19 protein-coding genes and 1 tRNA gene are annotated in these 21,109 nt (G+C 56.7%); 12 read left to right on the top strand and 8 right to left on the bottom strand.

The genetic code is table 11. The features are described from left to right. The first annotated feature begins 304 nt into the window (after positions 1 to 304). The 3 genes from OZX73_RS05040 (at position 305) to OZX73_RS05030 (ending at position 2,971) form a co-directional block, all read left to right on the top strand. Positions 305 to 1,576, top strand: a complete 1,272-nt coding sequence (locus OZX73_RS05040; RefSeq protein WP_277150934.1) for a SufS family cysteine desulfurase — start codon at positions 305 to 307, stop codon at positions 1,574 to 1,576. A gap of 2 nt (positions 1,577 to 1,578) precedes the next feature. Next, positions 1,579 to 2,136, top strand: a complete 558-nt coding sequence (gene sufU, locus OZX73_RS05035) for a Fe-S cluster assembly sulfur transfer protein SufU (RefSeq protein WP_277148140.1) — start codon at positions 1,579 to 1,581, stop codon at positions 2,134 to 2,136. A 250-nt stretch (positions 2,137 to 2,386) separates the two neighbouring features. Beyond that, entirely contained in the window at positions 2,387 to 2,971 is a 585-nt protein-coding gene (locus tag OZX73_RS05030; RefSeq protein ID WP_277148138.1) for a metal-sulfur cluster assembly factor, read from the top strand. Positions 2,972 to 3,063: 92 nt separating this feature from the next. Here the strand turns inward: OZX73_RS05030 and glgC are convergent, their stop codons facing one another. The 4 genes from glgC to OZX73_RS05005 all read right to left on the bottom strand — a co-directional run bounded on the left by glgC (position 3,064) and on the right by OZX73_RS05005 (position 7,429). Then, the gene (gene glgC / locus OZX73_RS05025; protein ID WP_277148136.1) at positions 3,064 to 4,305 is read right to left on the bottom strand and encodes a glucose-1-phosphate adenylyltransferase; all 1,242 of its coding nucleotides are present in this window, start codon (positions 4,303 to 4,305) and stop codon (positions 3,064 to 3,066) included. 186 nt (positions 4,306 to 4,491) lie between these two features. Further along, on the bottom strand, positions 4,492 to 5,592 hold the full coding sequence (locus tag OZX73_RS08815; RefSeq protein ID WP_348519450.1) for an RNA methyltransferase: 1,101 nt from the start codon (positions 5,590 to 5,592) through the stop codon (positions 4,492 to 4,494). A 103-nt stretch (positions 5,593 to 5,695) separates the two neighbouring features. Continuing rightward, the gene (locus tag OZX73_RS05010) at positions 5,696 to 7,063 is read right to left on the bottom strand and encodes a DUF2142 domain-containing protein (RefSeq protein WP_277148134.1); all 1,368 of its coding nucleotides are present in this window, start codon (positions 7,061 to 7,063) and stop codon (positions 5,696 to 5,698) included. Positions 7,064 to 7,340: 277 nt separating this feature from the next. Beyond that, positions 7,341 to 7,429 (bottom strand) — tRNA-Leu (locus OZX73_RS05005). Between the two features lie 134 nt (positions 7,430 to 7,563). Here OZX73_RS05005 and OZX73_RS05000 point away from each other — a divergent pair. The 9 genes from OZX73_RS05000 (at position 7,564) to xylB (ending at position 17,503) form a co-directional block, all read left to right on the top strand. Next, a complete protein-coding gene (locus OZX73_RS05000) occupies positions 7,564 to 8,949 on the top strand; it encodes a polysaccharide deacetylase family protein (protein ID WP_277148132.1) in 1,386 nt (461 codons plus the stop codon). A 131-nt stretch (positions 8,950 to 9,080) separates the two neighbouring features. Beyond that, entirely contained in the window at positions 9,081 to 9,878 is a 798-nt protein-coding gene (locus OZX73_RS04995) for a 16S rRNA (uracil(1498)-N(3))-methyltransferase (RefSeq protein WP_277148130.1), read from the top strand. A gap of 96 nt (positions 9,879 to 9,974) precedes the next feature. Further along, on the top strand, positions 9,975 to 10,307 hold the full coding sequence (locus tag OZX73_RS04990; RefSeq protein ID WP_277148128.1) for a histidine triad nucleotide-binding protein: 333 nt from the start codon (positions 9,975 to 9,977) through the stop codon (positions 10,305 to 10,307). Positions 10,308 to 10,314: 7 nt separating this feature from the next. Continuing rightward, positions 10,315 to 11,559, top strand: coding sequence for a PhoH family protein (locus OZX73_RS04985; protein WP_277148126.1), 1,245 nt, complete (start codon positions 10,315 to 10,317; stop codon positions 11,557 to 11,559). Then, positions 11,556 to 12,101: an rRNA maturation RNase YbeY gene (gene ybeY, locus OZX73_RS04980; protein ID WP_277148124.1), complete on the top strand. Its 546-nt coding sequence runs from the start codon at positions 11,556 to 11,558 to the stop codon at positions 12,099 to 12,101. Before OZX73_RS04985 ends, ybeY begins: the two co-directional genes overlap by 4 nt. Before the next feature lie 191 nt (positions 12,102 to 12,292). After that, entirely contained in the window at positions 12,293 to 13,705 is a 1,413-nt protein-coding gene (locus OZX73_RS04975) for a CBS domain-containing protein (RefSeq protein WP_277148122.1), read from the top strand. Position 13,706: 1 nt separating this feature from the next. Further along, positions 13,707 to 14,771: a GTPase Era gene (gene era / locus OZX73_RS04970; protein ID WP_277148120.1), complete on the top strand. Its 1,065-nt coding sequence runs from the start codon at positions 13,707 to 13,709 to the stop codon at positions 14,769 to 14,771. Between the two features lie 557 nt (positions 14,772 to 15,328). Then, positions 15,329 to 15,934 carry an SIS domain-containing protein gene (locus OZX73_RS04965; protein WP_277148118.1) on the top strand — a complete coding sequence of 202 codons (606 nt, stop codon included), beginning with the start codon at positions 15,329 to 15,331 and terminating at the stop codon, positions 15,932 to 15,934. A 72-nt stretch (positions 15,935 to 16,006) separates the two neighbouring features. Further along, the gene (gene xylB, locus OZX73_RS04960; protein WP_277148116.1) at positions 16,007 to 17,503 is read left to right on the top strand and encodes a xylulokinase; all 1,497 of its coding nucleotides are present in this window, start codon (positions 16,007 to 16,009) and stop codon (positions 17,501 to 17,503) included. Between the two features lie 30 nt (positions 17,504 to 17,533). Here the strand turns inward: xylB and OZX73_RS04955 are convergent, their stop codons facing one another. The 4 genes from OZX73_RS04955 to OZX73_RS04940 all read right to left on the bottom strand — a co-directional run bounded on the left by OZX73_RS04955 (position 17,534) and on the right by OZX73_RS04940 (position 20,919). Next, positions 17,534 to 18,439, bottom strand: a complete 906-nt coding sequence (locus OZX73_RS04955; protein ID WP_277148114.1) for a cysteine ABC transporter substrate-binding protein — start codon at positions 18,437 to 18,439, stop codon at positions 17,534 to 17,536. Between the two features lie 324 nt (positions 18,440 to 18,763). Next, entirely contained in the window at positions 18,764 to 19,612 is an 849-nt protein-coding gene (locus OZX73_RS04950; RefSeq protein ID WP_277148112.1) for an amino acid ABC transporter ATP-binding protein, read from the bottom strand. Then, positions 19,605 to 20,279 (bottom strand): amino acid ABC transporter permease, encoded by a 675-nt coding sequence (locus tag OZX73_RS04945; RefSeq protein WP_277148110.1) that lies wholly within the window; start codon positions 20,277 to 20,279, stop codon positions 19,605 to 19,607. The genes OZX73_RS04950 and OZX73_RS04945 overlap by 8 nt, the downstream gene beginning before the upstream one ends. Then, complete coding sequence (locus OZX73_RS04940; protein WP_277148108.1) at positions 20,266 to 20,919, bottom strand: amino acid ABC transporter permease; 654 nt, start codon at positions 20,917 to 20,919, stop codon at positions 20,266 to 20,268. Before OZX73_RS04940 ends, OZX73_RS04945 begins: the two co-directional genes overlap by 14 nt. Positions 20,920 to 21,109 lie beyond the last annotated feature (190 nt).

Below are 21,109 nucleotides of genomic sequence, written 5' to 3'. Positions count from 1 at the left end.
TGCGGTCAGGTTATTTTTGGAGGGCTTTGGATGATTTTGACACATCGAGTGTCAAAATCAGCAGGCTTCGCCTGAATCAGTTTTAGTTTACCTGAGTAATCTTTTCAGTTACGAAATGCTTCTGCTTAGTTGATGTTTATTGACTAATGTTGAGTTAGATAACGTTAATAGTGGTGGGGAGGGATATGCGATGTCAGACCGTAAAGACTTGGCCTGAGCGGCCCGGAGCGTGTTGGACATTGTATATCCCTCCCCGCCACGGGAGTCGAAGCTTTACAGAATCGAATGATGATAAGAGGCAATGATGGTGGATTTTTTGGGGATTAGGGAGCAGTTTCCTATTTTGGGGCAGGAGATCCATGGGTGTCCGCTGGTGTACTTTGACTCCGCGGCTACGGCGCAGAAGCCGCAGGGTGTGATTGATGCCGAGAGTCGATTTTATGAGACCATCAATGCTGGGGTGCATCGGGGGGCGCATGAATTGGCTGCGCGTAGCACTGTTGCCTTTGAAGAAGCACGGGCGAAAGTTGCCAAGTTGGTTGGTGCCAATGCTGAAGAGGGGCAGGAAGAGATTGTCGTTACGGCTGGGGCCACGGCAGGGCTGAATTTGCTGGCTACCGCCTTTGGCAATGCCTCGCTCGGGCGTGGCGGGGAAGCGGCCAAGAGGTTTGCGCTGAAGCCTGGGGACGAAATCGTTGTCTCCAAGGCCGAGCACCATTCTGTCTTGTTGCCGTTCCAGGAATTGGCTTATCGTACTGGCGCCACGCTGAAGTGGTTCGATCTGACGGATGATGGGCGGATTCGTTCTGATACCGCCGATGAAGTGATTACGGATCGCACCAAGATCGTTGCCATCACGCATATCAGCAATGTCACCGGTGCGATCACCGACATTGCACCCATCGTCAAGCGGGCGCACGAGGTCGGGGCCATTTTCATCCTCGATGCCTGCCAGTCCGTGCCGCATCTGAAAATCGATTTCCATAAGATGGATGTCGACTTTGCCGCATGGAGCGCCCACAAGATGTACGGTCCCACCGGTGTCGGCTTCTTGTATGGCAAACGTGAACTGCTGGAAGCCTTGCCACCGGCCAGTTTCGGCGGGTCGATGGTCGAGCTCGCTTGGATGGACAAGCCTGCAGAGTATATGGATCCGCCAGCCCGTTTTGAGGCCGGGACCCAGCCTGTCGCACAGGTTGTGGCCGCAGGTGTGGCCGCTGACTGGATGCGCAAAATTGGCATGGAAAATGTCGAAGCGCATGAGAAGACCATTACTGCAGAGCTTTTGAAGTTGAATGATGTCCCCGGTTTCCGCGTACTTGGGCCGTTGGAGAACAAGAATCGTATCGGCACGGTGTCGTTTGATGTCGAAGGTGTGCATCCCCACGATGTCGGACAGTTCTTTGACGCGCAAGGCATCGCTGTTCGTGTCGGCCATCACTGCGCCCAGCCTGTCCACCGTCACTTTGGTCTGTTTGCCTCGTCCCGCGCTTCGACCGGCGTGTACAATACCGTCGAGGAGGCCAAGCAAGTAGTCGAAACGGCCGGTAAGGTCCGTTCGTTCTTTGAGGTGTAGCAATGAGTGATTTTGGTATGAGCGGTGACGATCTCGAGCAGATGTATCAGGAGGTCATCCTTGACGCGTCGAAGCATCCGCATGGCAAAGAGCATTTCGCCGCGGACGTGACGAAAGAACCGAATGCCAGCAGCGATACCGGCGAAACGACGGTGCGTGCCAGCCACGAATACTGCACGCCGGGGGAGTCCCACCAATTCAACCCAACCTGCGGCGATCAAGTGACTGTCCACGTCGAGGTCTCCGAATCCGAGCCACACAAGATCGAGCGCTTGGTATGGGACGGCAGCGGCTGCTCCATTTCCACCGCGAGCCTTTCGATGATGGTCGATCTGGTCGATGGCAAGACGGTGGACGAGGCCATGCAGCTCGAGGGTGTGTTCCAAAAGCTGATGAAATCGCGCGGGGCTGGGCTCAATAACGATGCCGATGAAGAGGCGTTGGGCGATGCCGTGGTGTTCCAAGGCGTCTCGAAATACCCTATGCGCATCAAATGCGCGTTGCTCGGCTGGGCCGGTTTGAAGGATTCGCTGGCTAAGGCTTTGGCGGCGGATAAGTAACGTGGGAATCGTCGGTCGATATATTGCCGTCATGATAGCAATCGACTTATGTTCGACACATAAGTGATGATAGTGACGGTCGATATGCAATGACCGCAACGCTAATCCGCAAATGTCCAGGAAATAAGCAGCAAAGAACGGCCCAGGAATATGTGGCACAACGGGCAGATGGCTTGATTACGCTATCCGCTTGTGTCAAGCGCACGAATACATGGCATAATAATTTTGGTTCACCGCAACAGGAGGCAACATGGAAAGCCAAGACAATCTCGTCCCGACCCCGCAATCCTCGATTCTCGATTCGGCCGTCAAGGCCCTTGGCAGCGAGGAGAAGGGTGAGGCAGCCGTTGCTAACCCGGCTGCGGTGGGTTCGCTTGATAAGTTCGATAAGCAGGATGAAATGGGTTCCCAGAACGCTGATACAGCCGATGATTCCGCGCAATCGGCAGGCAACACCGTCAAGGATGAGGAAACCGGCATCCCGTTGACTTCTTTTAACGACATCGGCAGGGCTACGGCCGCCGACGTGCGTGAGGCGTTGCACCAAGTCATCGACCCAGAGCTTGGCATTGACGTCATTGATCTTGGCTTGGTCTATGGCATCGAAATCGACGAAAAAGGCCGTGCCATCATCACCATGACGTTGACGACCCCTGCCTGCCCGTTGACCGATCTGCTTGAGGATGAGTGTGCTTCGACTTTGGCTGGCTTGGTCGAGGAATTCCGCATCGACTGGACGTGGCAGCCGCGCTGGACGCTGGACATGATCCGTCCGGAGGGCCGCGAACAGCTGGAGGCCATCGGCTTCAACTTCGACAACATGCCGAAATACTGATTTCTATCATTATCAAAATAAAGAAGCGCCGCACGGAAATTAATTCCTGTGCGGCGCTTCTTTTTAAAAACGGTTATCAATCGAGTAGTCGATTAGTCCTTGATCACCGTGCGCTTGGGGACGATGGTGATGCCATCCTTGACGGTGAATCCGCGGGCGAGGTCATGCTCGTGGTCGATGCCTACCGTCGCGTTCTCCTCCAGAATGACGTTCTTGTCTAGGATGGCCTTGCAGACGCGGGCGCGACGGCCGACGATGACCCCGTCGAACAGGATGGAATCAACGACCTGTGACCAGGAATTGATGCGGACGTTCGGCGAAAGCACCGAATGCTGCACGTCGCCGCCCGAGACGATGACGCCTGGGGAGATGATGGACTCGGTGGCCCTGCCGATGCGGTTGGTTTCCGAACGGACGAACTTGGCCGGCGGCATGTTGCCGGAAAGCGTGTAGATCGGCCAATCCTGGTTGTAGAGGTTGAACGGCGGATTGTACTCGATCAGATCCATGTGGGCCTCGTAGAACTGCTTGATGGTGCCCACATCCCGCCAATAGGCGCGGTCGTATTTGGTCGCCCCGGGAACCTCGTTCTCACTGAAATCGTAGACGCCGGCCGTGTGACGTTCGGAGAAATAGGGGGCGATGTCACCACCCATGTCGTGCTTGGTGTTCTCCGCTTTTTCGTCTTCCGCCAACGCTGCGAAAAGCGCGTCAGTGGTGGCGATGTAATTGCCCATGGAGGCGAGGATCTGGTTGGGATGGCCGGGCAGGCCCTCGGTGGTCTCGGGCTTTTCCTTGAATCCACGAATCATGTGCGGGTGCTCGGGGTCGACGTCGATGACGCCGAACTGGTTCGACGCCTCTACGGGCTGGCGGATGCCGGCCACGGTGAATTCCGCCCCGGACTCGATGTGCTGCTGCAGCATCTGGTTGAAGTCCATGCGGTAGACGTGGTCGGCGCCGACGATGACCACATAGTCGGGCTGTTCGTCCTGAATGATGTTGATGGTCTGATAAACCGCGTCCGCCGAGCCAAGATACCAATGCTTGCCAAGCCTCTGCTGCGCCGGGACAGGCGAGACATACGCATCGAGCAGAGGGGAGAAGCGCCAGACCTTGGAGATATGGCGGTCCAGCGAATGCGATTTGTATTGCGTGAGGACGACGATTTGCGAATACCCGGAATTGACCAGGTTGCTCAGCGGAAAATCGACGAGACGGTAGACGCCGCCGAATGGCACCGCGGGCTTGGCGCGGTCACGCGTCAACGGCATCAGACGCGTGCCTTCGCCGCCAGCTAATACGATCGCCAGTACTTTAGGACTTTTCGCCATTTCCGTTACTCCCTCTGGATGCCGCGTCCTGGCGGCCACTTTCCATTCCTGGTCCCAGCACAGGTGCGATGTGAACCGCTCTCACGCCACCTGTACGGCCGCGAGAAGTTCATCTTTGCACACGACCTTTTACCATCACTGTATCGGATTGAGCAGACGCGAAACGCCCGAGGGCGAACGGGACATCTAGTTCCGCTTCACCCTCGTCGCGTAGAAGGCGACGGCGCTGGAGGCGGCCACGTTGAGGCTGTCCACACCGTTGCTCATGGGTATTTTGACGGTCAGATCCGTGTTGGCGATGGTGCGGTGCGCCAGCCCGTCGCCTTCCGTGCCAAAGATGAGGGCGAGCTTGTCGATATGGTCAGGTTCGTTCGGGTCGTTGTCGAGGCGTCTGATCAGCTCGTCCAAGCTGATGGAATCGTCGGACAACGCCATCGCCACGGTGGTAAAACCGAGTTCGTTCAAGTCCTTGAGCCCCCGCACCGGCCAGTATTTCCGGTCTTCTTCCTTAGTGTGGCGGTTGCTGAAATCGGAATTGGGGTTTGGTCTCGTATTGTTCTTATCGCGCTGATTGTCTGTGTCTGCAAGTGATTCGGTCGAATCGTTGTCATTGCCGTTATTGGCCTTTGGTTTTTCGGCCCCAACTTTATCGAAAGCTGTTATCGCGCCGTTTTGTGATGATGTCCCATCATTGGATGTATTGCTATTTTCACCATCGTCTTCTAAGGTCTCGGCGTCGATACGTGTCCATGGAACCTGAAATACCGTGCCCATCGAAACGCGGGCGGCACGACGGTAAAGCGGGTCGCCGCAGGAAGGCGTGACCAGCACGGCGTCGACGTCAAGCGCGGCGGCGGAGCGCATGATCGCGCCGACGTTGGTGTGGTCGACGATGTTCTCCATGACGGCGATTCGCCGGGCATCCTTGCAAAGCTCGGCGACGGTTGGCAGTTTCCAACGTCGCATCGCGGCCAGGGCCCCGCGGTGAAGCCGATAACCGGTCAGTTTCTTGAGCTGTGCCGGTGAAGCGACATAAACGGGAACGTTCTTGCCCCAGCGTTTGTCGATGCGCTCGAACATGTCTTTCATACCGTCAAGCCAAGGCTTCTCGACCAGTAACGAGACCGGCTCTCGCCCAGCGGCCAACGCGCGATCGATGACTTTGGGGGATTCCGCGATGAAAATGCCCTTTTCAGGCTCCAGGCGGTTACGAAGCTGCGCCTCGGTGAGGCTTACGTACGCGGCCACCCGTTCGTCGTTGACCGACTCGATGTTGATGATCCGCATATCTGTCTCTCCTGTCCGTTCCAGTGCTTGACTTTACCAGCAAGTCTATCGTTCGTGGCCAAATGACGAACAGGTATCGGATACGTAGAAGGAAGCTTCGTGATTATTGGCGTCCAACCTTCGGCTTTGCAATCCTTCCGATGATTGCACTGCAACAGACCAGGCCACAAAGAACCCACAAGGGAGCCAATGGCATGAAGTAACGGTATTGCATGCCGGGTACTCCCACAAACCCCTTCGGCGTGTATTGCAGCCAAAGCGCCAAATAAGTCAGTAGAAGAATGCCTATCGAAATCAGATAAGTAAGAAGCCAGAACGTTTTTTGCGCCGTCGGCATGCGGTGAGTGCATAAAGTGACCAATATGATGACAAGCAATATGACCAGGAGAATCCAGAAAACGCGTATGCGTTTGGTATCGGTCATGGAATTGAAATTCGACTGACTGTGGATGATGGAATAGGCGATGCTTTTGATTGCTTGAAGAGCAGTCGAGGGCTTCGTCATCAAATCGTGTTTTCGCTGGAGCATGTCATGGTAAGGAAGCAGTCCGGGGGTCGTCGAGTACCAGTCGTTCAGCTTCATCCAGACGGCCAGCCATATAAACGAGCAACAGGTGCCGGCAACGGGAATCCAAGTACGTGCCGATAGGTGGTGCGATTTGCTGTTTTCCTTTTCCGCGCTTTCACTGGGATCGGCGTCGAGCCCTCCCGATGAGATCGCGGATGTCGCAAAGGCTGACTGTAGCCACGGAATAAGCAGCAACAACAGCGTGAGCGGCGCGTACACGAATTTGCCCATCGATAGCAATACACCTACGACCGAAAGGCCGACAAGGTATTTCGTGGACACTTTTCGCTCGGTCGCGCGATAGAGCATGCAGATGAACAACGCGGCGATGGCCTGGATGTATGGATCCGCCGAAATCGCGAACGGATGGACATTGACGACGGGAAGAATCAGACCGACGATGATACGCCATCGTGGCAGGAAGAAGACCGCAAGGCCCATGCATAGCGCATTGGCGACAAGGGTCAGTATCTCCGCCAGATAAAACGTAACGTTCGCGCCCAGGCCGGATACCTTTCCAATGCCGAAACCGACAAGCTGCGGAAGATAGGTGACCGCGCTGTTGATGGCCGTGTTGTTGTACGGCACATCCGCGCCTTTGGAATCCTTGACGGTGATGGTGTCGGCAATGACCACCGCCGGATCCCAATTGTCGTAATGCTCAAGGGAATAGTTGATCCATTCCCAGTCCACTTTACCGCCGACATTGTCGCTGCCGTGGTGAAAGGTGCTTTGGGCTTTTACATGATGGGTGTGGCTGCCGTTGAGGATGGCGGAAATGCGATAGGTATGCGACCATACGTCGTAGGTGTGGCCCGGGGGGATGCGTGCGATGGAAGCCCCACCGATAACGAGCGTGAGAATGATGGTGATGGCGGGCATGAATCGGCGCAGGACGGTCAATAACGATTTGTGGGAGGTCATGGCGCCTTTCCTGCTGTCCTCGCGGCCTTGCAGGCATCTAAGGCCTGAAGTCCAGTGTTTCACTGTTCCATCGGTAACTACGCTTATATAGTATAAGGCCGCCGTGTAGCAGCCAAAGCGATGCAACGACTTCCGGGAATTCTGTGCCCTTTTTGTGCCCTCTGCTGCCAAAATGCTGACAAATCCGACGTTTTAAAAGCGGCCAGATACACTGAAACCCCTTGATTTCCAAGGGGTCTCAAGTTTTCAATTTTCGTGCCCAGGACGGGAGTTGAACCCGTACTCCTGTAAAATTATAGGAACTAGCACCTCAAGCTAGCGCGTCTACCATTCCGCCACCTGGGCAGGTGTCGTTCAAGCAACAGATAGAACTATACACCTTCCCGGCGTCGTTCGGCAGGCCGGTGTGTCGGATGACTTTATGGGACTCACGGTAGAATAAGGCCGTGTTTGTTGGTGCACCGGAAATTGGGGACGATATGGCAAAAGCTCAACGGTCGCGGAAAAGCGGGGGAAGACGTGGCACGCGTATCGCCTTGGCCATGGTTCTGGTGGTTGCGTTGGTGATCGTTCTGGGGGTGGTGCTGTTCGATCCCGCGTATTCCTATTACCGCAAGGGCATGGGGCAGTGCGTGCAATGGGGGAATTCGTATGAGCTTGCCGCCGCGCATCTGGATACGGTGATTGCCCAAGATGCCGCGTTGGTCAAGCAAGCCGGGATGGATGGCGGGCCTCAGCAGAAGACCATATCGATTCATGCCTTTGAACAAGCCAAAAGCGCCTTGAAAACCGCGCAGGGCCACCGTGACCAAGTCACGGCCCAGGAATCCGCCAATCCCGTCATGGCGTGCACGAGCAGAGCGTTGACACCCAAGCTCAACGCCGAAACCAAACGCGAACACGGATGGACGGCTACGTTGCAGCGTCAGATTGCGGCGTTGGACAAGGCGTTCAAGCCCATGCTCGTGCTGAAAGATACTGACGCTGAGGCTTCCAAGGCGGCGCAGAAAGAGCTTGAGGCCGTCTCCGCCGGGGTGGCGGGCTTCGCCAAGTCCGAGAAAAACAGTATCAAGAGCGCGACGCTGGCACAACTCACCAAGGCGGTCGATCAAGCGAATGAGGATGTGACGAAAGCCGCTCCGTATTCGGTTTGCAAGCGGGACGAAGACAGGCTTTATGCCGCCGCGGATCAAGCCGTGGCGGCGCACAACAAGGCGCGCGACGTCGATTGTGATGTCCAGAAGTGTGTCGCCCTGACCTTTGACGATGGGCCCGACCCGAAGTTGACGCCGGAACTGCTGCTTGACCTCAAATCCGGGAACGCGAGGGCCACGTTCTTTGAGATGGGGCAGAAGGTGCAGGCCGACGGCGGGGCGCTCGCGCGTCAGGTCTCGCAAGCTGGTTTCCCGGTGGAAAGCCATACGTGGAGCCATGAGGACCTGCCGGCCATCATGCAGAACCATCACGAGCAGCAGCAGATCGACGATACCGGCGAAGTCATCGGTTCGGCCACAGGATTTCCCGTCAACTTCGTGCGTCCGCCTCACGGTGCCGCCGACGAGGCCAGCCGCACGTATATCGGCCAGCAGACCGGCGCCGCGATTGCCATGTACGGAGTGGATTCATACGATTGGTCCGATGGCGCGACCTCATCGTCCTTGACGCGCAAGATCATGGCGCAGATCGAACCAGGCGCGATTGTGCTGATGCACGATATCCACCCGCATACCGTTGCGGCCGTTCCCGATATCATCGCGCAACTGAAAAAGAAGGGCTATCGTTTCGTCACCATTCCCGAGTTGACAGGCGAATATCCACGAGCCGGGGCGGTTTATTATTCACGTGACGATATCCTGCGGATGTGAGAGCCCCTGTATGCGATGTTTCGGTGTGATTTGTCGATAACATATTGGTCTGTGGGTTATTGATAAATAATCAAAGTACTTATTTCGGTATCTTCCAAAACCTTCGTCCGCGGTTCCGGTAGCCTTGAACTATGACAAGTCCGCTTTTTGTATTCGACGCCGAGCACGATGACGTGCCGGTCAACCGTGACGAGCTGCGCGCAGGCTGGACGATAACCTTGCCGCCGGCCATCAAAAGGCACGCGATGGGTGCCATGCGCTTGCAGAACGGTGACGACCTCCAGCTTTCCGACGGACGTGGGCTGCGCATCAATTGCGAAGTGGCCGATACGCAGAACGGCTTGGTCAAGGTCTCGGAATTCACCACGGAGGAACAGCCGGTCACACGGCTCGCTCTGGTGCAGGCGCTCGCGAAAACCGGGCACGACGAGCAGGCCATCGACATGGCCACGCAGATTGGCGTTGACGAGGTGGTGCCATGGCAGGCCAACCGTTCGATTTCCAAGTGGAAGGCCGGACGCACTGACCGCAAATGGGATCAGACGTTGGTCGCGGCTACGGAGCAATCACGTCGCGCTTGGAAGCCGGCTTTGGATGACTGCGTCTCCAGCAAGCAGGTGGTGGCTATCTGCCGACGTGCCTGCGTCCACCATGAGCTGGTAATTGTATTGCATCAGGACGCGACCTCGACATGGAACGGCATCGAGCAGAAGGTCTCGCTTCTTGAGCAACGCTGCCTTGACGACGGCAAGCCACGTACGATTTACGTTGTGGTCGGCCCCGAAGGCGGCATCAGCGACGATGAGGTTGAGCAATTCACCGATGCCGGAGCCGAAGCGTGTGTGCTGGGCGGCAACATCATGCGTGCCTCGACCGCCGGTCCGGTCGCATTGTCGTTGCTGGCTCGTGCGCTGGGACGATTCGCCTGATTCCGCTGTATCGGCCAGCGTAATTATCCGTGCGGGCTAATAGCATGGGGGAGTAGGGCGCAACCGCGTCCTGACAGCTTTTGGTAAGGAGCATATATGGCCGACGATTGCCTGTTCTGCAAGATCATTGCGGGCGAGATTCCGAGCACCAAGGTGTACGAAGACGACACCACCTGCGCGTTCAAGGACATCAACCCCAAGGCGAAGGTGCACGTGCTGATCGTGCCGAAGAAGCACTGCGCCAACGTGGCCGAACTGGCCAAGTCCGATCCTGCCGAGCTCGCCCACATCGTCGAGATCGCCCAGTCCATCGCCGACAAGGAATTCCACGGCGCCTATCGTCTCATCTTCAACACCGGCGAGGATGCCGGCCAGTCGGTCTTCCATGTGCACGCGCACGTGCTGACCGGTGAGACGATGGAAGAGTAGGAGAGCGGTGGCCAGCGCAAAACGAGTCATCACCATCCCCACTGAGCTTGACCCGGTGGCCGTACTGGGTTCGGGAGATAAGGTTCTCGCCGAGGTGCAGCACGCCTTCCCAGAGGTCAACGTGTTCGTGCGGGGCAATCGCATCGAGATTTCCGCCTACAACAAGCGCGATGACATCGAGGCCGACAAGGTTTCGGATGTGCTCAACAACATCATCGACGCGGCGTACAAGGCTCCGGCCGACGCGATGAACGTGCGACGGATGCTCGAGGCCCGGCAGGTCGGTAAGAAGGCCGGACTGATGGGCGATGGCGGTCGTGGGCATGGCTATGCCGGGCATTCGTATACGCGCGGATTCGCTGGTGCCGGGGTTGGCTCGCGGTCGCAGGCTCGTTCATTCCATGATGACGAAGATTATGGCGATGAAGGCAAGCGTTCCATTGCAAACCGCCATGTTCCAGGTGTCATAGCCTTCGCCAACGGTGAGCCGGTTCGTGCGAAAACCGCCGGTCAGGTTTTCTACGTCCGTGCCATCGATGCCAATACGATTACGTTTGCCATCGGCCCTGCTGGAACCGGCAAAACCTATCTTGCCGTCGCCAAAGCGGTTCGTGCGTTCGAGGATGGACGGGTAAGCCGCATCATCCTGACGCGTCCTGCCGTAGAGGCCGGCGAAAGCCTCGGCTATCTGCCGGGAACCTTGAACGACAAGGTCGACCCGTACCTGCGCCCGCTTTACGATGCGCTTTCCGATATGCTCGGAGCTGGCCAGATGCATCGTTACATGACCGACGGCACTATCGAGGTCGCGCCGCTCGCCTACATGCGTGGCCGCACGTTGAACGACGCCTTCGTCATCCTCGACGAGGCGCAGAACACCACCGAGCAGCAGATGAAGATGTTCCTTACGCGACTTGGCTTCAATACCAAAATTGTCATCACCGGCGACGTCACGCAGATCGATCTGGCGGTGCCGCATTCCGGACTGAAATCCATTGAATCGATTCTTGGCAACATCGACGGCATCAGCTTTGCCCATCTTGGCGCCAAGGACGTGGTGCGTCATGAGTTGGTCGGCAAGATCGTGCAGGCCTATGATGCGCATGCCGCTCATGCAACCGATCAAACCGGACGCAAGTCAGGACGAGGAACGGCCAAGCCCGATATTGTACCGAAATCAGATGAAACCACTGATTCAGCGTTCAAGGTTTCACAAGATGAAACGGATCCAAGTGGAAGGGAACGCCGTTGAGCGTCGAAGTCACCAATGAGACAGTCTGGCAGATCGACCCGAAACTGTTCTCCGACTTGGGTTTGTGGGTGATGGAACGCATGCAGGTGAGCACGCAGTCCGACCTGACCATCCTTTTCGTCGACCCCGATCCGATCGCGCAGTTGCATATGCGCTGGATGCAGCTCGAAGGCCCGACCGATGTGATGAGCTTTCCCATGGACGAGTTGCGTCCTGGCGAGGACGGGCAAGTCATGGAAGGTGTTCTGGGCGACATCGTCATCTGCCCGTGGGTCGCGCAGCAGCAGGCCGCGGCCGCCGGTCATTCAACGATGGACGAGATGATGCTTCTGGCCATCCACGGCATCCTGCATTTGCTGGGTTACGATCACGTCGACCCCGAGCAGGAACGGCAGATGTTCGGCTTGCAACGCCAGCTGTTGCTGACATTCTTCGCCGTCCGAGACGAGCCGGTGCCGCAGGCTGTGCTGCCGGCAGGTTCCACCGATCTGCTGGCCCAGTGGGATGCGAATCACGCCTCCGGTAATAATAAAGAATCGTGATGGCAGCTCTTGGTTTGTTTTCGAGACCTTGTCGATGGATTTTATATCTTGATGGAATCTATCGACAATATGTACTGGCTATCCCGCCTTGCTAATAAACTTGAAGATACCAACGATTTGATAAACCCAAATCAAATAACCATCGCAACGAACCAGCAAATCGTATCGAGAAATAGGAAAGCACGCAGAATATGGATACCTTGACCATCGCCACCGTGGTTGTGCTCGTCATCGTCGCGGCGCTGCTGGTATGGCTGTCGATGATGATGGCGTCGAGCGAATCCGCCGTTTCGCGTGTCACCAAGGCCAGCCTTAACAACCGGATTATCGAGATTCAGACTGACGACGAGGACCTCGGCAAGTTCGTGCAGGCCAAGCAGATTCGCAAGGTCCACAAAGTGCAGCGGCTTATTGTCGACCGTTACGCCACAGCCGGTTCCTGCGCGTTCTTCCGTATCTTCTGCAACGTCTTTGACGGCGTTCTTGTGGCCATTATCGTCATGCTGTTCTCGGAGCCTGTCTGGGTGGCGTTGGTTACCGGAGTGGTTTTCGCACTAATCGTCGCTGTGGTATCGGTTCTGCTCCGTCCACGTTCTGCCGGTGCTTCCAAGCCGCTCGACGTGATGATGCGCTTCTCTGGCATCATCTCGCTGGCCGTTGTGTTGACACCGTTCGCCAAGGCCGGAGAAGGCAAAGAGCAGCGTCGACGCGACAAGGAAGACGAGCTTTCCGACGACGAGGAACTTGAAAAAATTCAGCGTGAGCAGGGACGTGCGACCATCGACCGGTTGGTCGAGACCGATGATTTCGACCCTGAAGTCGCGGAAATGCTACGCAATGTGCTTATGCTTTCCGACACATTGACCCGCGAGATCATGGTGCCGCGCACCGATATGATCTGCGTCGAATCCGATTCCACGCTCGAACATTTCCTGCAATTGTGCTCACGTTCAGGCTTTTCGCGTATCCCGATCATCGGCGAGGACGTCGACGACTTGGTAGGTATGGCCTATCTGAAGGATGCCGTGCGTGCCACGGCCTTCAACCCCGAAGCTCGTAGCCGTGAAGTCAAATCCATCTGCCGCCAGCCGATGCTGGTACCCGAATCCAAACCCGTCGATGACCTTTTCCACGAGATGCAGCGCACTCGTCAGCATGTGGCCGTGGTGGTCGATGAATACGGCGGCATCGCCGGACTGGTGACCATCGAGGACGCTATCGAGCAGATTGTCGGCGAGCTGGAGGATGAGCATGACCGCATTCAGCACACCGAGCCCAAGAAGATCGGTGACCACAAGTGGCAGATGCCCGCTCGCACGCCTATCGCCGACCTCGAAGAACTCTTCGAAGTGGATATCGACGAGGATGATGTCGACACTGTTTATGGCCTCTTGACCAAGCTGCTTGGCCGGGTTCCGATCGTCGGCATGAGCGCGGTGACGCGTGGCTTGCGTCTGACTGCCGTCGATTCCGCCGGTCGTCGCAAAAAGGTCTCGACCATCGTGGTCGAGCCAGCAACGCTTGATATGGCCGAAAAACAGGACGAAGACGACGAAAACGAAATCAACCGAGAGACGCAACAGGACGTAAAAGGAAACGAATAACATGACCGAGAGCAAGAATAGCGAAAAACAGTCTGACAACAAGGAACCGTATCGTTCTGGCTTTGTCGCGGTGGTCGGGCGGCCGAACGTCGGCAAGTCCACGCTGATCAATTCCTTGATCGGTACGCAGGTTGCCATCGCTTCCTCGCGTCCGGAGACCACGCGTAAGGCCATCCGCGGCATTCTGACCACCGACAATGCCCAACTGGTACTCGTTGATACCCCCGGCATCCATCGCCCGCGCACGCTGCTCGGCCAGCGTCTGAACGATGTGGTGGACGAGTCGTTGAGCGATGTGGATGAGATCGCGTTCCTGCTGCCCGCCGATCAGGAGATCGGGCCTGGGGACAAGCGCATCCTCAGCCGCCTGCGCAGTGAGTTCGCGCGCAAGGTTGATGGCGGCGAAAACGGCAAGAAAACCGATAACAACAAAAGCGGCAAAGGTTCTCAACATAACAAGCAAGAAGGCGACCACGAACAGGGCAAGTTCGTCTGGAGGGTGCCGCTGATTGCCATTGTCACCAAGATTGATGAGCTCAACCGTCAGGAGCTCATGGCGAAGCTTATCGAGATCAGCCAATTCGCCGACTTCACCGATGTGGTGCCGGTCAGTGCTCTGGAACGCGACAACGTGGCCGAGGTCAAGCGCGTGCTCATCGACAACATGCCTGAGGGCCCGCAGATGTACCCCGATGGCCAAATCACCGAGGAAAAGCCGGAGGACACCATCGCCGAGCTGGTGCGCGGCGCGTTCCTCGAGGAGCTGGACGACGAGCTGCCGCACTCGTTGGCCGTGGTCGTGGATTCTATCGACCGCCCCGGCGAATCCGACAATCCCGAAACCGAGGACGGCAAGGCGCACGTCATGGTTTCGATTTACGTCGAGCGCGACTCCCAGAAGCCCATCATCATCGGCCACCGCGCCGAGCACCTGGTGCAGGTCAAGAAGCGCCTGCGTACCGCAGTCAATCGCATCGTAGGCCAAAAATCCAAGCTCGACCTGCACGTAAAAGTCGCCAAAGGCTGGCAGTCCGACCCCAAGCAGCTGGAGCGACTCGGTTTCTGAGCGGAGATATGAGTCCAAACGTGCGCAATCCTCAATCAGGGATGCGCACGTTTGCTATTACTAGGTAGGTGCTTGGCAGAGATGAATGTTGAAACCTGAGAGTCCCTAGGATGACGCGGTTTCGGAATTGGTCTCCTCACCAATATGAGATCGTCTTGCGATCTCACTGATCAATCTGTCATCCTCTGGCTGTCAAACAGCTATTTTCTTATTTAAAATACATTTTTGATTATCAAGTCTGTTGGCAATGTCCAAATAAAGCCTTCTGAAGACATCAAAATCGCTCAAATGAGCGCAAAAATGTGGTTGTAATGACATTCGAGTGCATTTATATTGATAAGTGTTTGAACAGCCGGTATAAGGCGAAGTAGCGAAAGAGCTTATATGGAATCTCGTTTTAGAATGCCACGGGAGTTGGGAGTGCTCATTGTGGCATCGATTCGTGGTCGGTCCCAATATCGCCTTGGACGGTATCATCGCCGAGCCGACGATGCGTTCCGGTATCCCATGGTGGGGCGCTGGAGAAAATTGACATGGAATAAAGATAAGGAAGGTGAATGATGACTGATAATCGCCATGAAATCATGGAGCAAATCAGGGAACTCAACCAAGGAGAGTCGCAGGCTGTCGCCGACATTGAAGGCGTGTTTGATGAGCGCTTCGAGCAGGTGGTGGACATGGTTCTCTCTGCTCCGCTTGTGCTCACCACGGCTGTTGGCGATTCAGGCTCGATTGCCTCCCGACTGGCGCATATCCTTGCGTTGTGCGGCGCTCCGGCTCTTTATCTCAACGCCGATCAGGCCCTTCATGGGTCCGTCGGCGCGGTGAAAGAAGGCGATGTCATCATCGCCATCAGCAAGGGTGGCGTGACGGACGAAGTCAACACGTTCGTGAAGTTGGCGCTTGAAGCCGGAGCGAAGATCGTGGCTGTGACGCAGTCGCCCGAATCGCCGTTGGCCAATATGGCGACGATGGTCCAAGCGCTGCCTCATTGCGATGCCGACCCTGAAGGCTATATCGGCATGGGAACCTCTTTGGCGCAAGCCGCCTGGGGTGATGCCTTGGCTCTGGCCGTCCATCTAAGGCGTGGAGAAAACGCCAAGGACATAGCCTCGCGCCATCCTGCGGGCCTGGTAGGCAAGTTGGCGAATTCCGCGAAATAGGCAATCATCACAGCAATTGGTGAATTTCGTTGTTCTGTTGACCCAAGGTCGCGGAACGACGGAAAGGAGAACATGATGGCGACATTGGTCATGGGGGTCGATTCCTCCACACAATCATGCAAGGTCGAATTGCGTGACGCCTATGACGGCAGGCTTGTCGGCCATGGGAAAGGGCCTCATCCTCCAACCCATCCGCCGAAGAGCGAGCAGTACACCTCCGACTGGTGGGATGCCCTAGTCAAGGCGACGCACCAGGCGATCGACGGATTGCAACCTGGCTACCGCGCCGAAGATGTATCCGCCGTCTCGATTTCGGCGCAGTGCCACGGATTGGTGATGCTGGACCAAGACAATGCCGTCATCAGAAAAGTGAAGTTGTGGAACGACACCACGACCTCGCCGCAAAACGATGAGCTCATCCGCACGATTGGCAGGAAGGAATGGATCCATCTGACCGGCTCCCTGCCGACTTCGTCGTTCACCGCTTCAAAAGTCGCCTATATGGCGAGAAAAGAACCGGAAATCTGGAAGCGTGCCAAAACGGTCATGCTTCCACATGACTACTTGACGTTCAGGCTGACGGGGCGTTATACCACCGATCGATCCGACGCTTCAAACACCGCTTATTATGATTCATTGCACGGCCGTTATCTTCCTGAAGTCTTCAATGCGGCCGTTGGTGGGAAGGGCCCGCAATTCGAAGATATAACGTTCCCCGAGGTCCTGGGCCCCGAGCAAAGTGCCGGGATCTTGCAGAAAGCGCCCGCGCAGGAACTCGGACTCCGTCCGGGAATCGTCATAGGGCCCGGCGGCGGAGACCAGGAGGTCTCTTCATTGGGATTGGGAATCCTTCCCGGAGACCTCGCCCTTTCCTTGGGAACCTCTGGCGTCACCTTCACCGCTTCGCAACAGCCTGTCTATGATGAGAACGGCCTGGTCAGCGGTGTGGCTGATGCGGCTGGAGGATGGTTGCCGCTGACTTGCGTGCTTAACTGTGCGAAGGCGTTCGGCGTGGTCGCCTCCTGGCTTGGGGTTGATTTGCAGGAGCTCAATGTCTTGGCTTCCAAGGCGGCCACCAATGCGGATCGTCCTATTTTTGTGGCTTATCTCGATGGCGAACGTACTCCGGACCTCCCTTTGGCCACGGCTTCGATCGACGGATTGACCAGCGATACCACAAGGGAGTCCTTGGCTTTGGCGCTTATCGAAGGCATCGCCCTGGGCATGGACTCCGGCCGGCGCTTCATGATTGACGCTGGCGTGAACCTTGACGGCACGATCGTCGCCACAGGTGGGGCCATTCACTCGCCCGCTTTCCTGCAGGCGCTGGCGGACTTCATGGGCCAGAGCATTTACGGCACTGATGTCGAGCAGGCTGTGGCAAGAGGAGCCACGATACAGGCGGCTGCGGTGCTGCGTGACGAAAAAGTGACGAAAATCCGTGACGATTGGAAGCCAAAGCGGACGGAGTTGGCGACTCCTCGCCCTCTGGCGGTGACCCATGCTGATGAAATCATCCAGAGGTATCGCATCGCATCACAATGGAGGGGAATGGACCGTAAAGAGTGATGTGCTGTAGTTTTTATATTCGGTGAATAATCAGAGCTTTCCACCTTCCACGACGATGTCATCGGGGTTGGAGGAGCTGCCATAGACTGGCTTCAGGGTCTCGTCGTAGTCCTTGTGGAAGAACTGCTCCTTGCCGAGCTTGACAATCTCCTCGTTGATGTAGTTCAAGAGTTCCTTGTTGCCCTTCTGCACGGCCGGGGCGATGGGTTGTTCGTCGCCGAGCTTGGTGATGCCCACGGTGAAGCCCTTGTTGGCCTTGGCCCAGGCGAGCACCTCGGTGTTGTCGGTGCTCATCGCGTCGCCGCGGCCATCGAGCAAGGCGTTGTAGGCGTCCGCGTACTGGTCGTACTTCTGCAGCTTGATGTCAGGGTACTTGGCGAAGTATGGTTCGGCGGTGGTGCCCTTGGCGATGATCAGCGTCTTGCCTTTGAGCTGGTCGACGCTTTTGATCGGCTTGGAGTCGGGAGAGACCACGCCCAGCGCGACCTTCATATAGGGCTTGGCGAAGTCGACCTTCTCCTCGCGCTCGGGGGTGACGGTGAAGTTGGCGAGCGTGACGTCGACCTTGTTGCTGGCGAGCACGTCCACGCGAGCGGCCGGATCGACGGTGGTGTATTCGGGCTTTACGCCAAGGTCTTTAGCCAGACGCTCGGCGAAGACGATGTCATAGCCTTGGTTCTTGCCGTCTTTGTCGACGTAACCGAATGGCGCCTTGTCGGAGAAGACCGCGACCTTGAGTTTGCCGGACTTCTTGATCTGCGCGATGGTGCGGGCGGTCTGCTGCTTGCCAGCACCTGCGGAACTGGAACCCGAATTGTTGTCGCTGCTCGGAGTCGCGCCGGAGGGTCCGCATGCGGCGAATCCAGCCAGCATGGCCACGGCTGCCGCCGCGGAGATCATCGCTTGTGCCACTCGTTTCAATACGTTCGTTGTCATGATGTTCTTTCTTTTTATTTACAAGTTCTTTGAATAGGGATGTAAAAAATACTGGTCTAGCCGGATGATGGAATGTCAGGATTCCAGCATTACGCTAGTTTTGCCGATTACAGACCGCGACCTATATGTTTCCGGCGTAATTGGCGATATGTCATATCAAATCTTATTGATGCAGATCAGCGAGACATGGAGGCCATGAGTTGACATCGGTTCGGCTCCGTGGTGCCGCACATTCGTGCCACCAAACGCATATTCGGTATGTTCCGGTTCATCATTCGACCTCCCTTTGCTTCCTTATTGGTTGATGCCGGTAAAAACTATCAGCTATTGTCTCTCACGAGCATACGTGAACGTGTTCAGGAACTGCTGGGCGCGTTCGGATTGTGGATGGTTGAAGAACTGTTCGGCGTCGTCGGATTCCTCAACGATGCCGCCGTCCTCAAGCAGGATGATATGGTCGGCCACTGCGCGGGCGAACGCCATTTCGTGGGTGACGATGAGCATGGTCTGGCCGCTGTCGGCAAGTTCGACGATGACGTCAAGTACTTCGCGCACCATTTCCGGGTCAAGCGCGGCGGTGACCTCGTCGAAGAGCATGATCTGCGGGTGCTCGATCAGCGCGCGGCAGATGGCGATGCGCTGGCGCTGCCCACCGGAAAGCTCGTGCGGCCAGGCATCCTGACGGTCGGCGAGCCCCACGCGCTTCAGCAATTGGATGGCCTCGGCCTTGACCTCATCCTTCTTGCGTTTCTGCACCAGCACCGGCGCAAGCATGATGTTGCCGAGCACGGTTTTGTTGGGGAAGAGGTCGTAGCTTTGGAAGACCATACCCACCTTGACCGGGTTTTCGTTGTCATTGCCGGCCTTCGAACCTGAACCATTGGCCGCGTTCGCTTTGGCGATATCCTTCTTCTTGCCGGACGTGCGCAACACCTCGTCGCCGATGGTGATGTCGCCGCCCTGGATGGGTTCGAGACCTGCGATGGTGCGTAGCAACGTGGACTTGCCGGAGCCGGAAGGCCCGAGAATGACGAACACCTGGCCGGCCGGAACGTCGAAGGAGATGTCGTTCAGAACCGGCTTCTCGGCATTGTCATACTGCTTGGTGATATGCCGGATATGCAGGGTTTCGTGCGGTGCGTTCGCATTGGTCGTAACCGTAGTATCAGTCATGAGCCCACCTCTTTTCAAGCCTTCTGGCCACAATAGAGAGCGGCCAGCATACGAAGAAATACATGAAGAAGATCACGCCGTAGATCCACAGCGTAGCGTCCGGGTATTGGAAGCGGTTCGCGTCGATGATCTGCTGGCCGACTTTGATGACCTCGATCACGCCAAGCAACGCCGCCAACGAGGTCGTCTTGACGATGCGGGTGACGAGATTGACACTGGCAGGGAGCAGACGACGCAATGCTTGCGGAAGGATGACCCTGCTGAAGGTCTGCCACGAATTGAGTCCGAGTACTTGGGCGGATTCGTATTGCGTTCGTGGAATCGATTCCAAAGCGCCACGGACCAGATCACCGAGCTCGGCCCCGCCCCAAAGCACGAAGACCAGCACGCAGGCGCCGGTGGCGTCGAGGTTCCAGTTGAAGGCGCGGGCGAAGCCGTAGAATGCGATGAACAGAAGCGCCAGTTGCGGCATGATACGGATGAAATCAAGGTAGACGCGCATCACGAAACGGATGATCGGGTTGCGTAGCGTCATCAGCCAGCCGACGATGAGGCCGACCGGCAGGGAAAGCAGGACGGAGGCCCCAGCTATCCAGATGGTGACCCATAGGCCTTGCAGCAGACGCGGAAAAACACCCGGCTGCAGCAGTATCTCAGCGCCGTGCATAGTCGAACCTCCTCTCCAAGACCGTGCCGATGATGGAAATCGGCAGCAGGATGATGAGGTAGGTGATGATCAGCAGCGTCAGCGATTCGTAGGTGTTGTAGGTCTGGCCCATCAGATCCTTGGTGACGTACATGACGTCGGCCAGCGCGATGGCGGAGACCACCGACGATTCCTTGACGAGGAAGATGATGTTGGCCACCACGCCCGGAATGGCGGTGGAAAGCGCCTGCGGCACGGTGACATGAACCAGCATCTGCGAGGGGCTGAAGCCGAGCACTTGCGCCGATTCACGCTGGATCTGCGGCACGGCCTCGAACCCGCCGCGCAACGCTTCCGCCATATACGAGCCGCCGAGGAAAGTGAGACCCACGATGGCGCAGGTTTCCGCCGACCATGAGACGCCGAGTTTCGGCAGTCCGAAATAGAGGAAATAGAGCTGGACCAGCAATGGTGTATTACGTGAAAGTTCGATATATACACGGACGATCTGTTTCAAGATCGGGATATTGGCCGCTTCGATGGCCGCGCAAACCACACCCAGAACGATGCTGAAGACAATGCCGAAGAACGAGATGAAGACGGTCATGTAACCGGCGTTGACGAAGTAGTGAGCGTTATGGGCTATGAAGCTCCAGTCCATGGATGCCCTCCCACTTCGTGATATGAATGCTTACTCGTTGCCTGCGCCACGTCCCAAACGATTGGAAACTCCAGCGGACCACTGCGCGCTTGTTGCCATACTAGACGCGGAGACACCCAAATGCACGCTTTGCGCCATATAAATAACCGATAAAGCGTTATCGGCTCAAATCAGGATTCGGCATCTGCTT

Origin of the sequence: Bifidobacterium sp. ESL0775, from assembly GCF_029395475.1 — a bacterium.
Classification (GTDB): Bacteria; Actinomycetota; Actinomycetes; order Actinomycetales; family Bifidobacteriaceae; genus Bifidobacterium.
Note: the sequence above shows the minus strand (reverse complement) of the source record. Positions and strands in the feature narration are given on the sequence as shown.